The organism is Brevundimonas sp. LjRoot202 (genome assembly GCF_964253355.1).
In the GTDB taxonomy this organism is placed as follows: Bacteria; Pseudomonadota; Alphaproteobacteria; order Caulobacterales; family Caulobacteraceae; genus Brevundimonas.
Genome location: NZ_CAXUQW020000005.1, coordinates 33,791 through 46,187 on the forward strand (window position 1 = coordinate 33,791; position 12,397 = coordinate 46,187).

Genomic DNA, 12,397 nt, shown 5'->3' on the forward strand with positions numbered 1-12,397 from the left:
AGACTCGCGCCCCCGCGTCCCGACGGTCCGCTGGACCGGTCGCAAGCCGGGCGGCATAGCCCAAACGCGCGGCGGGTTAAAGCCGGGCGAGCGCCGCCGCGACCTTTTCGGCCGCCGAGGCCTCGAATCCGTTCAGGAAGAGCACCGGCAGCGCCACGCCCTCGACCGTCCGCGCGGCGGGCTCCGGCAGGCGGTCGATAGGCCCGTCGGTCAGCTCCACGGCCAGCGACAGCCGCGTCAGGCCCCGCGCGCAGGCGGGGACGATGCCGACGCCGCGCACCTCCATCCGGCCGGCGATGGTCTCGGGCGCCACGGCGTACAGCGTCCCGGCCGAGGCGGTCACATGAACGTAGTCGTCGGCCACCAGCCGCCAGCCGCGCCCGAGCAGCCGCAGCGTCAGGTCGCTCTTGCCCGCGCCCGCCGGCCCGGTGATCAGCACCGCGCGCCAGCCGACGCCCGGCGTCCAGCGCGCCGCCACCGTGCCGTGCAGGGGCTGGCGGCCGCTCACGCCCGACGTCCGGTCGCGGCGGCGGGCAGGGCGACCTCGAAGCGTGCGCCCAGAATTTCGCCGCCCGGCCCGGCCCGGTTCTCGGCCCAGACCTGTCCGCCGTGGGCCTCGACGATCTGCTTGACGATGGAGAGGCCGAGCCCGGAATTGGTCCCGAACGCCGTGCCGCGTGGGCGCGAGGTGTAGAAGCGCTCGAACACCGTCTCCAGGTTCTCGGGCGGGATGCCCGGCCCGTCATCGTCGACCCGCACCCGCACCGGCCGGTCGGGATCGATGTCGTCGCGCGACAGGCTGATCCGCACCACGCCGCCCGGTGGGCTGAACGAGCGGGCGTTGTCGATCAGGTTGCGGAACACCTGCCCCAACGGCCCGTCGCGGCCGCGGATCACCGCGTGCTCGGGGGCGGAGGCGGCGAAGGTCACATGCACCCCGCCGTCGGGCCGGACCCCGGCCTCGTACACCCCGACGATTTCGCTCAGCAGCACGGTCAGGTCGATGGTGCGCGGCCGGTCGCGGTTCAGCTCGGCGTCGAGGCGAGAGGCGTTGGAGATGTCGGTGATCAGCCGGTCCAGCCGCCGCACGTCCTGCTGCAGCAAGGCCGTCAGCTTCTCGCGCTGCGCCTCGGTCCTGACCAGCGGCAGGGTCTCCAGCGCCGAGCGGATCGAGGTCAGGGGATTCTTGATCTCGTGGGCCACGTCGGCGGCGAACCGTTCGATGGCGTCCATCCGGTCCGACAGGGTCTCGGTCATGGTCTCCAGCGACCGCGCCAGGTCGCCGATCTCGTCCTTGCGGTGGTCGAGATCGGGCAGGGAGATGGCCCGGGCCCGCTGCAGACGCACCGCGTCCGCCGCCGCCGACAGCCGCATCACCGGGCGCGCCACGAACAGATGCAGCAGCAGGGACGACAGCAGCGACACGAACAGGGCGACGAGCGCGAACGGAGTCAGCGCCAGTCGCTGCGCCGCCAGCGTCTCGTCGACGTCGCCGGCCTCGAGGGTCAGCACGCCCAGAACCTGCTCGACATGGCGCACCGGAATGGACACCGACACCACCCGGTCGCCGCTTTCGGACATCCTCAGGGTCGCCGTCGAACGGCCGTCAAGCGCGGCCTCGACCTCCTCGGCCAAGGCCCGCCGCGCCTGGGCCTGCGTGCGGCTGTTCCTGGCCTTCTCCCGCGCGTCGGGGACCACGGGCGGGCTGCCGGCGGGCAGGGCGGGCGGCAGCGGTTCGCCCGAGATGGCCTCGGTCACCTCATAGCTGTCGGCGACCTGGATGCCGTCGACGTCGAACAGCCGCGCCCGCTGGCCCGCGGGGATGAAGTTGTCGCGGAGCCAGCGGCTGGCCTCGATATAGTTGAGTTCGGGCGTCGGCTCGCCGCGGGTGACGCCGATCTGCGGCTCCCCCAGCACCTGCACCAGCAGTTCGGCCTGCGCCTCCAGCGTCTCCTGCCGGGCCTCGATGAGGCTGCGGCTCCACTCGTTCAACGCCAGCGCCCCGACGAACAGGATCAGCAGGCTGAGCAGGTTGAGGGCGAGGATGAAGCCGCCCAGCCGCGAGCCGCCGAACCGTTTGGGGCGGCGCGGCCGGTCGTCGTCGGCCGCTTCGGCCGGCTCAGCTTTCGCGATAGCGGTATCCGACGCCATACAGGGTCTCGATGGCGTCGAACTCGGGGTCGACTACCCGGAACTTCTTTCGCATCCGCTTGACGTGGCTGTCGATGGTGCGGTCATCGACATAGACCTGGTCGTCGTAGGCGGCGTCCATCAGGTTGTCGCGGCTCTTCACGAAGCCGGGCCGCTGGGCCAGCGCCTGCAGCAGCAGGAATTCGGTCACCGTCAGCTTCACCGGCTTGCCGTCCCAGGTGCACTCGTGCCGGGCCGGGTCCATCGACAGCTTGCCGCGCTTGATGGCCTTGGTGGAGCCGTCGCCCGAGGGTTCGGGTTCGCCCCCGTCCGCGCCGGTGCGCCGCAGCAGCGCCTTGACCCGTTCGATCAGCAGCCGCTGGCTGAACGGCTTGTGGATGTAGTCGTCGGCGCCGAGGTTGAAGCCGAGGATCTCGTCGATCTCCTCGTCCTTCGAGGTCAGCATGATCACCGGGACCTGCGAGGTCTGGCGCAGGCGGCGCAGGACCTCCATTCCGTCCATCCGGGGCATCTTCACGTCGAGGATGGCCAGGTCCGGCGGATTCGATTCCAGCGCCTCGAGACCGGAGGCGCCGTCATGGTACGCCGTGATCTTGTGGCCATGGCTTTCCAGCGCCAACGAGACGGAGGCCACGATGTTTTCGTCGTCGTCGACGAGGGTGATGTTGGCCAAGGCGCTCTCCTTGCAGGCTTCCCGTTCCCGCACTCAACGCGCGGCAAGCGTAACCGTTCTAAATCAACTGGGTGAGATTACGGCGATAAAATGGGCCGCCCCGCCTGAATGCGCAATGAAACCCGCCCTTAAAGCCTTGGCGCCATGATGACCGGGTCAACTGTACGAGCGTTTCATGGCCGGCCCCGTTCACTACGAAGTCTATATCCGGAAAACGGCGCCCGCCCCCTGGAGCCTCCAGATGGCGACGGAGGACCGCGCCAACGCGATTCAGACGGCCGAGGAGCTGCTGGCGGACAACCGGGCGGCCGCCGTCCGGGTCACCAAGGAGACCCTCGACCCCGACACCATGGCCTTCAACAGCGTCACGGTCCTGACCCGCGGCGCGCCCGAGGTGCAGCGCAAGCGCGTGGTGCCCGACGACCAGGCCGGCCCCCGCTGCGGCTCGCCGCAGGACCTCTACACCCCCGTGGCGCGGGAGCTGATCGGCCGGGTGCTCGAGGATTGGCTGAACCGTCACGGCGTCACCGCCTTCGAACTGCTGCACCGGCCCGACCTGGCCGAACAGCTCGAGGCGTCGGGGGTGGAGCTTCAGCATGCCATCCAGAAGGTGGCCGTGCCCGAGAGCCAGGCCGTGGGCCAGCCGGTCCACGATCTGGTCCGCCACTACCAGAAGCTCACCGAACGGACGATCGAGCGCCTGCTGTTCGCCGGCCGCAAGAACCAGTTCCCGGACCTGGGGGACCATTCGCTCGCCGATCTGGCCCATCGCCTGACCGGCCAGCCCGACCGCGCCTTCATCATGGGCGGCATCGTCTCGGGGGCGCTGAAGGGCGTGCGCGGGGGCCGGGCCCGGCTGGACCGGCTGATGGACCTCGCCGAACGCGCGCCGATGGAGGGCCCGCCGCACGCCATGGTCATGGTGGCGATCGAACAAGTCATGTGCGAGCTGTTCGCCGCGCGGACCAATCTCGCCGACGTGCTCGGCCCGGCGCTCGACCAGGGCGCGTCGCTCGCCGCGGTGGTGCGCATGGTCGCCCCGCGCGAGGTCGCGGCCCTGATCAATCAGGATTCCCGCCTGGCGCTTCAGGTGCCGATCGTGGACGGCCCCGCCGCCCGGCTGGGGGAACGGGTCGCGGCGGGCCAGTTCCCGCTGCTCTCGGCCTCGCTGGCGCGCATGGTGGTGCGCGAGCTGATGAGCCCCCGCCGTCTGCGCCCCAACGACGCCGGCGGCGAGATCGACATCCTGCGCACCCTGGCCATGACCCTGACCGCCACCGCCGGGCGTCTGCTGACCCTGGAGGAGGTGCAGTCGGCCTTCAACGAGCGCTCCAAGGCCCTCGTCACCGCCGATTTCGTCGCCGCCTATGTGAAATCCTGCACCACCGTCCTGGGCGAGGCCGAGGCCCTGACCCGGCTGTGCGAGAACGTCACCGGCCTGGCCAACAAGCGCGCCGCCGCCCGCTGGCTGTCGGCCTGCGTCGGCTCGCTGCGTTTCGAGGGCGAGATGCGCGCCGCCTCCGGACAGACCGCCGCCCAGAAGCTGGGCGTGCTGGCCGGCCTCGGCCGGGCCGTGCGCGGCTGCGGCCTGTCGGAACGCGACGAGGCCGACATCATCACCACCATCGGCCTCGTCGGCGGGACGGTTGAGGTCGAGGCGAAGATCACCGCCATGCTGGCCCGCTCGCCGGCCCCGCTGCAGCAGAAGCTGTCGGTCCTGCTGCGCATGGCCGCCGGCGAGACGGCCCCGCCCGGCCCCGCCGCCGACCGGGCCCGGGTGGAGGCGGTCAAGCTGTTCCGCGCGCCCAGCAACCGCGCCACCCTGGCCGCCGCGCCGGAAACGCTGGCCCCGCTCAAGGGTCTCATGAAGGCGGCGGGGCTGGCGGCCTAGGCCGCGTCGGGTCGGGAGGTCCCGAAGGGCCGACGACCGAGGCCGGGCAAAAAGGCCGCGTCGGGTCGGGAGGTCCCGAAGGGCCGACGACCGAGGCCGGGCAAAAAGGCCGCGTCGGGTCGGGCGGTCCCGAAGGGCCGCCGACCGCGGCCGACCGCGTCAGTCGAAGATATCGAAGATGCTGTCGCGCTTCTTCTTGCGGTATTTGTAGTCGTCGTCGCGGTAGCGGTCGTCCTTGTAGCGCGGCGGCTCGCGATAGCCCTGCGGCGGCTGGCCCCACGGCTGCGGGGCGGCCTGGGGCGGATAGGGCTGGGGCGCGGGCTGCTGGGGCGCCGGCGCGGCCGAGGCGCGGCCCTCGTCGGTGGCCACGGCCATCAGCTTCTCCAGCTCGCCGCGGTCCAGCCAGACGCCGCGGCAGGTCGGGCACATGTCGAACTGGACGCCGCCGCGCTCCAGGGTCTGCATGGCGGCGTTGTCGTTGGGGCACATCAGCAGGGGCATCGGGCGTTCTCCACGCGGATTCAGAGGGGGTCGGGCGCCCCGGCGCCGATCTCGGGCCGGAGTCGAACGCTGGAGCGCCCGATGCGGTCCGACATCACGCGCCTCCGACGGTCAGGGGAGCAACCGCCGGCGACCGCGCCAGAGGGGCCCGTCCCGCGCCGTCAAACTGGGGCCGCCTCCACGCGGCGGCAAGGGGCCTGAACGTCGCGGCTTCAGCAGGCCTGCCCCGCCGCCCAGCCCGACGACCACGCCCACTGGAAATTATAGCCGCCCAGCCACCCCGTCACGTCGACCGCCTCGCCGATCACATACAGGCCCGGGACGGTCTTCGCCGCCAGGGTCTGCTGGTCCAGCTGGTCCGTCGCCACCCCGCCCAGGGTCACCTCGGCGGTGCGGTAGCCCTCCGTCCCGACCGGCTTGACGCTCCAGCCGTTGACCGCCTCGTCCAGCCGCCGCAGCGCCTTGTCCGGCAGGTCGGCCAGATTGCCCTGCGCCCGCTCCTGCTCGACCAGCACCTCGGCCAGCCGCCTGGGCACGAGGTGTCCGAGCGCCGTATGCCCCGCCTGCCGGCCGTTCTCGGCCTTCATCGCCTTCAGCGCCGCGAACACATCCACCCCCGGCGCCATGCTGACCGAAACCGCCTCGCCCTCGCGCCAGTAGGAACTGATCTGCAGCACGCTCGGCCCCGACAGGCCCCGGTGGGTGAACAGCAGCCCCTCCGCGAACCGCGTTTCCTTGTTGGGCCTGCCGCCCTTCGGGCCAGTTGAGGCCGGGTCGGGCCTGTGGCTCACCACCGCCTCGACCGACACCCCGGCCAGCGGCTTGAGCCGCTCCAGCAGCCCCGGCTCGAAGGTCAGCGGAACCAGCGCGGGCCGCGTCTCCGTGACCCTCAGCCCGAACCCCTTCGCCGTCTCATAGGCCCAGCCCGTGGCCCCCATCTTCGGGATCGACTTGCCGCCCGTGGCCAGCACCAGCGAGGCGCAGCGCACCGTCGACCCGTCCGACAGCGCCGCCTCGAACCCGTCGCCGGCGCGCGCCACCCGGTCCACTGAAACACCGAGCGACAGCGTCGCCCCAGCTTCGCGCAGGTCGTCCGTCAGCATACGGATGATCTGTTTGGCGCTGTCGTCGCAGAACAGCTGTCCCAGCGTCTTCTCGTGCCAGGCGATGCCCGCCTTATCCACGCGCTTGACGAAGTCGTGCTGGGTGAACCGCCGCAGCGCCGAAGTTGCGAAGCGCGGGTTCTCGCCGAGGAAATTCCCCGGCCCGGTCCCCAGGTTGGTGAAGTTGCAGCGCCCCCCGCCCGAGATGCGGATCTTCTCGCCCGGCGCCCGGGCGTGATCCAGCAGCCGCACCGACCGCCCGCGCCGCCCGGCCTCGATGGCGCACATCATCCCGGCCGCGCCCGCTCCGACGATCAGCACATCCACGTGTTCAGGCTTCATCCGCCCGCGTTAGCAGGCTCTCGGCGAGGCGGCGAGGCTACTCCGGCGCCGCGAAGTAGCCGACGGTGGCGCCGAAGGCGGCGACCAGGTCCAGCCACAGCGCGGTGTGGTCGGTCAGCTGCTCGACGTCGCCGCCCTGCATCAGCACGTCGTACTGGACCACCCCGGTGCTGTCGCGGCCGTCCGCGGCCGGGATGAAATAGGCCTTGAGGAAGCGGTGGTCGCGGTTCCAGTCGTTGATCATCGCCTGGGTGATGGTCGGGTTGGAGAAGCTGGCGGCGTACTGGATGTCCTCGCAGACGTCGGCCTGGCAGCCGTAGAAGAAGATCATCCAGCTCAGCGGGTCGTCGTTGATGCTGATCCAGGTTTCGCCGTCCTGCCGGTTGATGGCGCTGACTTCGCCGCCCTTGGAAGTCAGCCAGGCCCGCACCGCCTCGATCGAGACGCCGGGCGTCGCCGCCGCCTGGACCGGCGCGGGGGCGGCCGAAGCCGCGGCGGGCGCGGCGAGGGCGAGCATGGCGGCGGCGGCGAAGGGGACGAAACGGATCATCGAGGCTCTCCAGCGAGCCGCCACCTATCGATGGATGAACGGCGAAAGCAAGGCGTCAGTCCCGCTCGCGCGCCAGCCACGCCGCCCCGCCCATCTCGTTCAGGCGCGACACCGTCCGCTCGAACTCGAAGGCCCCGACGCCCTTGCGGTACAGGGCCTCGGGCGGGGCCTCGGCCAGGGCCACCAGACGGGTCCCGGCCTCGTACAGGGCGTCGATCAGGGTCACGAAGCGCCGCGCCTCGTGGTGGTTGGCGGGGCCCAGCACCGGCACGTCCTCGACGAACAGGGTGTGGAATCGCCCGGCGATGGCCAGATAGTCCTGCGGCCCCAGCGGCCGGCCGCACAGTTCGTCGAAGGTGGCCCGCGCCAGCCCGCCGTCGGTGCGCTCGACGACCACGTCGCGGCCCAGCACGCTCAGATGCGTCGGGGCCTCGGCCTGTTCGCCCTTCAGGTCGTCCCACAGCGCCTCGAACCCGGCCCGCGCGGCCTCGTCCGGCGGGGTGAACCACACCCGGTCGCCCATCAGCCGGTCCAGCCGCCAGTCCCGCGCCCCGGCCACCGACACCACCTCGCAGCGCGCCTCGATCAGGTCGATGAAGGGCAGGAAGAGCTCGCGGTTGATCCCGTTCAGATACAGCTGGTCCGGGGCGCGGTTGGACGTCACCGCCAGCACCACCTTGTTCTCGAACAGGGCTTCGAACAGCCGGCCCAGGATCAGGGCGTCGGCGATGTCGGTGACCTGCAGCTCGTCGAAGCACAGCAGCCGCGCCTCCGAGGCGATCAGGGCGGCGACGGGCGCGATCGGGTCGTCGCCCTTCCACTGGCCGAACACCGCCTTGCGCGTCTCGATGTCGCCGGTTCGCCACTGCCGGATCAGGGCATGCACCCGGGCCATGAAGGCGTGGAAATGGGCCCGCTTTTTCCGCTTCTCCGGCGCGCAGGCGTAGAACAGGTCCATCAGGATGGATTTGCCCCGCCCCGGCGGCCCCCACAGATAGACGCCGCGCACCTCCGGCGGGCCGCCCAAAAGCCCCCCAAGACGGCCCTTGCGCCCCAGGTCGATCTCCAGCCGCGCCAGCGCCTCGACCACCGGAACCTGCGACGGATCGGGCGTCAGCCGGCCGTCGGCCAGCCGCTTCTCATAAGCAGCGCGAATGCGTGATCTCATCGATCTCGGGCTTAGCGGCGCCCGCCGCCGCTGAAAAGCGATTGCTTCGCGCCTGCGAAGGCCCACATAGAGCCATCGTCGTCCGGCACGGTCGGCATCATCCAATTTTGCGCTCAAACAGCGAGGCTCCGCGAGCCGAGCATGGCGCGTCCGAAGGACCACCTCATGGGATACAAAGTCGCCATCGTGGGCGCCACCGGCAACGTCGGCCGGGAGATGCTGAACATCCTCGAGGAACTCGAATTCCCCGTCGACGAGATGCACGCCGTCGCCTCGCGCAAGTCCAAGGGCATGGACGTCGCCTGGGGCGACAAGACCATCAAATGCCAGGACATCGACGGCTTCGACTTCTCGAAGATGGACATCGTGCTGATGAGCGCCGGCGGCGACGTCTCGCGCGAATGGTCCGAGAAGATCGGCAAGGCCGGCCCCATCGTGATCGACAACTCCTCGGCCTTCCGCAAGGACCCGGACGTGCCGCTGATCGTGCCGGAGGTGAACCCGGACGCCATCAAGCTGGCGAAGAAGAAGAACATCATTGCCAACCCCAACTGCTCGACCGCCCAGCTGGTCGTGGCCCTCAAGCCGCTGCACGACGCGGCGAAGATCACCCGCGCCGTGGTCTCGACCTACCAGTCGGTGTCCGGCGCCGGGAAGGCGGGCATGGACGAGCTGTGGAACCAGACCAAGGCCATCTACGGCCTCGGCGACGCCACGCCCAAGCTGTTCCCCAAGCAGATCGCCTTCAACGTCATCCCCTACATCGGCTCGTTCCGCGACGACGGCTACACCGACGAGGAAGCCAAGATGTGGGACGAAACCCACAAGATGCTCGACCCGGCGATCAAGCTGACCGTCACCTGCGTGCGGGTGCCGGTCTTCGTCGGCCATTCGGAGTCGGTGACGCTGGAGTTCGACCGCCCGATCTCGCCCGACGAGGCCCGCTCGATCCTGCGCGAGGCGCCCGGCGTCATGGTCATCGATAAGCAGGAGCACGACGGCTACATCACCCCCGTCGACGCCGCCGGCGAGCACGCCGTCTACGTCTCGCGCATCCGCAAGGACCCGACCGTCGAGAACGGCCTGTCGCTGTGGATCGTCTCCGACAACCTGCGCAAGGGCGCGGCCCTCAACGCCGTCCAGATCGCCCAGCTGCTCGACGAGACCGGGACCATCAAACCCTCCTCCGGGTATCGCACCCTGACCGTCTGACCTTCCGCTCGCCGCTCCCCCGGCGAAGGAGATGACCATGACCACCGCCACCGGCTCCGACGCGAGCCGCGCCGCCCTGCTGTCCGCCTTCGCCTGCTACACCCTGTGGGGCGTGATGCCGTTGCTGTTCATGGGGCAGGCGGCGGTCGGCTTCGACGCCTTCGAGATTCTCGCTCACCGCGCCCTCTGGGCCGTGGCCGTGGCCGGCTTGCTGGTCTGGCTGGCGAAACAGGGCGGCCAGGTGCGCGCCGTCCTGACCTCGCCGAAGACGCTGGCGTGGCTGGCCTTCTCGACCGTGCTGATCGGGCTCAACTGGGGCGTCTACGTCTGGGCCACCACCCACGGGGCCACGCTCGAGGCCAGCCTCGGCTACTACATCAACCCGCTGCTCAACATGGTCGTGGGCCTGTGGCTGTTCCGCGAGAAGATCGACCGCTGGGGCTGGATCGCCATCGGACTCGCCGCCGTCGGGGTGATGTTCCAGGCGCTGGCGCTGGGCCGGCCGCCGTGGATTTCGATCGTACTGGCGATCAGCTTCGCCACCTACGGCGTCATCCGCAAGCGCGTGCCGATCGACGCCCAGGCGGGCCTGCTGGTCGAATGCCTGCTGCTGGTCCCGTTCGGTCTGGCGTGGGTGCTGTGGCTGCAGCACACCGGCGCTGGGGTGGCCTTCGACAGCCCGGTCAACACCGTCTGGGCGCTGGCCAACGGACCGGCCACGGTGCTGCCGCTGGCCCTGTTCGCCTGGTCGGCCCGGCGCCTGCCGCTGTCGACCATCGGCTTCATCCAGTTCCTCGCCCCGACCCTGCAGTTCGCCGTCGGCGTCTGGGCCGGCGAGGCGCTGACGCCCCTCCGCATCCTGTCGTTCGTCTTCATCTGGGGCGGTGCCGCCGTCTTCGCCGCCGCCGCCTGGTTCCGGGTGAGGGCGGCCCGCCAGGCCCTGAAAAGCGCCGCCGAACCGGCGTGACGCCCCGGGCCTCCTCCCCATCGATTCGCCGTCGGGGAGAAGACGGGCAGAACCTCAGCCCAACCGGTCGGCCTTCCTCAGCCCCGGGAACAGCCTGGCCCACGCCCCCGTCGCCGCCAGGGCGCCGGCGCCGCCGAACACCGCCGCCCCGACCGCGCCCAACAGCCGGACCATGACGCCGGAATAGGCCTCGCCCAGCTCGTTTGAGGCTCCGATGAACAGCATCGACACCGAGCTGACCCGGCCGCGCATGTGATCGGGCGTCGACAACTGGATCAGGGTCTGGCGGATATTGACGCTGATCATGTCGGCCGCGCCGCCGATCATCAGGGCGAGGGCGCTGATCCAGGCGATCTTCGACAGGCCGAAGACGATGGTGCAGACGCCGAACACCGCGACCGCCGCGAACATCCATTTGCCGCCATGTCTCACGATCGGGAAACGCGCCAGGTAGAGCGCCATCGAAAAGGCCCCGACCCCGAAGGCCGCCCGCAGCAGGCCGAAGCCCTCGGGTCCCACATGCAGGATGTCGCGCGCGAAGATCGGCGTCAGCAGGGCCACCCCGGCGAACAGCACCACGATCAGGTCCAGCGAGATCGCCCCCAGTACGATCCGGGTGGTCCAGACGTATTTCAGCCCCTCCTTCACGGCGTCCCAGCGCCGCGACGCGCCCTCCACCCGCTCCGGCCGGCCGTTGGTGCGGATCAGCAGGAAGGCGGAGAAGGCGAACAGGAACATCCCCAGCGCCGCGGCGTAGGCGAGCGGCACATTGATCCCGACGATGACCCCGCCCAGCGCCGGCCCGGCGATGGCTCCGGTCTGGAAGGCGATCGACTGGGCGGCGATGGCCCGCGGCAGGGCGGCCCGTCCCACCACCATCGGCAGATAGGCCTGGCTGGCCGGGGCCAGGAAGGCGCGGCAGGCCCCGAACAGGCAGGCCACGGCCAGCAGGCCCCACAGCGGCGGCGACCCGTGCAGGGCCATGGCCAGGAAGGCGACGGCGCACAGCCCCTCGACCGCGATGGAGGCGGCCACCGTCAGCCGCCGGTCGCGCCGGTCGGCCATCTCCCCGGCGGGCAGGGTCAGGGCCAGCAGCGGGATGAATTGGGCCAGGCCGACCAGGCCCAGGTACAGGCTGGCTTCCTCGATCGGGTGGTCGCGCCGGGCGATCTCGTAGACCTGCCACAGCAGGGCCGAGGACTGGATCTGGATGGCCAGGACGGCCGCGATCCGCCCGCCCCACAGCAGGCGGAAGTCGCGCAGCCGCCAGGGATTGGCTCCATGGGCCTCCCGCGCCGCTTCGGCGACGGCGGGCGTGATCGGCTCGGGGGCCTCAGGTGCGTCGGTCATGCTTGGGGTAGGGGGTTCCGTCGCGGTGGAAATAGCCCTCAGGCCGGAAGACCATGTCGATGTCGGGATAGTCTCCGGAGTCGCCGTCCGCCGATCGCGTGCCGACCTCCAGCAGAACCGCCTCGGCGCCGGACCGGTTCTCGATCTTGTGGCCGTTGGGAACGCCGGCCTTGAAGCCCGCGCAGTCGCCGGCCTTCAGCACCGTCTCGCCCTCGTCGTCGACCAGCACCACCTCGCCTTCGAGCACCCAGACGAACTCGTCCTCGGCTTCGTGCCAGTGCCTTTGGCTCGACCACGCCCCATCCGGCAGGCGCAGCAGGTTGACCCCGAACTGGTCCAGCCCGACCGCGTCGCCCAGCCGCCAGCGCCGCCGCGGCTTGCACGGCCCGGCGAATTCGTCGGGATAGCCCGTGCCGTGCCCGGTCGGTGCATTATCGATGTCGATCTTCGGCATGGCGGGAGAAGCCTTCTCGCAATCGTCCGAACCCC

At 70.6% G+C, this 12,397-nt stretch carries 12 protein-coding genes; 3 read left to right on the forward strand and 9 right to left on the reverse strand.

Annotation, left to right across the window (positions count from 1 at the left end; translation table 11 throughout):
• Positions 1 to 76: 76 nt before the first annotated feature.
• From ACSQ1L_RS10455 to ACSQ1L_RS10465, 3 genes are read right to left on the reverse strand one after another with little or no spacing between them, the layout of a single operon-like run.
• Positions 77 to 508 (reverse strand): HPr kinase/phosphorylase, encoded by a 432-nt coding sequence (locus ACSQ1L_RS10455; protein WP_435994662.1) that lies wholly within the window; start codon positions 506 to 508, stop codon positions 77 to 79.
• Positions 505 to 2,151: an ATP-binding protein gene (locus tag ACSQ1L_RS10460; RefSeq protein WP_435994664.1), complete on the reverse strand. Its 1,647-nt coding sequence runs from the start codon at positions 2,149 to 2,151 to the stop codon at positions 505 to 507. Before ACSQ1L_RS10460 ends, ACSQ1L_RS10455 begins: the two co-directional genes overlap by 4 nt.
• Positions 2,120 to 2,824, reverse strand: coding sequence for a response regulator transcription factor (locus ACSQ1L_RS10465; protein WP_435994666.1), 705 nt, complete (start codon positions 2,822 to 2,824; stop codon positions 2,120 to 2,122). The genes ACSQ1L_RS10460 and ACSQ1L_RS10465 overlap by 32 nt, the downstream gene beginning before the upstream one ends.
• Positions 2,825 to 2,999: 175 nt before the next feature.
• Here ACSQ1L_RS10465 and ACSQ1L_RS10470 point away from each other — a divergent pair, with 175 nt between their 5' ends.
• Positions 3,000 to 4,715 (forward strand): hypothetical protein, encoded by a 1,716-nt coding sequence (locus ACSQ1L_RS10470; protein WP_435994668.1) that lies wholly within the window; start codon positions 3,000 to 3,002, stop codon positions 4,713 to 4,715.
• Positions 4,716 to 4,874: 159 nt separating this feature from the next.
• On the opposite strand, the gene ACSQ1L_RS10475 is transcribed toward ACSQ1L_RS10470, so the two are convergent.
• From ACSQ1L_RS10475 to zapE, 4 genes are all read right to left on the reverse strand, one after another.
• On the reverse strand, positions 4,875 to 5,216 hold the full coding sequence (locus ACSQ1L_RS10475) for a zf-TFIIB domain-containing protein (RefSeq protein ID WP_435994670.1): 342 nt from the start codon (positions 5,214 to 5,216) through the stop codon (positions 4,875 to 4,877).
• 212 nt (positions 5,217 to 5,428) lie between these two features.
• The gene (locus ACSQ1L_RS10480; RefSeq protein ID WP_435994672.1) at positions 5,429 to 6,661 is read right to left on the reverse strand and encodes an NAD(P)/FAD-dependent oxidoreductase; all 1,233 of its coding nucleotides are present in this window, start codon (positions 6,659 to 6,661) and stop codon (positions 5,429 to 5,431) included.
• A gap of 37 nt (positions 6,662 to 6,698) precedes the next feature.
• Positions 6,699 to 7,211 carry a YbjN domain-containing protein gene (locus ACSQ1L_RS10485; protein ID WP_435994674.1) on the reverse strand — a complete coding sequence of 171 codons (513 nt, stop codon included), beginning with the start codon at positions 7,209 to 7,211 and terminating at the stop codon, positions 6,699 to 6,701.
• Between the two features lie 55 nt (positions 7,212 to 7,266).
• Positions 7,267 to 8,379: a cell division protein ZapE gene (zapE, locus tag ACSQ1L_RS10490; RefSeq protein WP_435994676.1), complete on the reverse strand. Its 1,113-nt coding sequence runs from the start codon at positions 8,377 to 8,379 to the stop codon at positions 7,267 to 7,269.
• Positions 8,380 to 8,544: 165 nt separating this feature from the next.
• Between zapE and ACSQ1L_RS10495 the strand changes: the two genes are divergently transcribed.
• Complete coding sequence (locus ACSQ1L_RS10495; RefSeq protein WP_435994678.1) at positions 8,545 to 9,591, forward strand: aspartate-semialdehyde dehydrogenase; 1,047 nt, start codon at positions 8,545 to 8,547, stop codon at positions 9,589 to 9,591.
• Between the two features lie 37 nt (positions 9,592 to 9,628).
• The gene (rarD, locus tag ACSQ1L_RS10500) at positions 9,629 to 10,558 is read left to right on the forward strand and encodes an EamA family transporter RarD (RefSeq protein WP_435994680.1); all 930 of its coding nucleotides are present in this window, start codon (positions 9,629 to 9,631) and stop codon (positions 10,556 to 10,558) included.
• A gap of 54 nt (positions 10,559 to 10,612) precedes the next feature.
• Here the strand turns inward: rarD and ACSQ1L_RS10505 are convergent, their stop codons facing one another.
• Positions 10,613 to 11,908, reverse strand: a complete 1,296-nt coding sequence (locus ACSQ1L_RS10505) for an MFS transporter (RefSeq protein ID WP_435994682.1) — start codon at positions 11,906 to 11,908, stop codon at positions 10,613 to 10,615.
• Positions 11,892 to 12,362: a cupin domain-containing protein gene (locus ACSQ1L_RS10510; RefSeq protein WP_435994684.1), complete on the reverse strand. Its 471-nt coding sequence runs from the start codon at positions 12,360 to 12,362 to the stop codon at positions 11,892 to 11,894. Before ACSQ1L_RS10510 ends, ACSQ1L_RS10505 begins: the two co-directional genes overlap by 17 nt.
• Between the last annotated feature and the right edge of the window lie 35 nt (positions 12,363 to 12,397).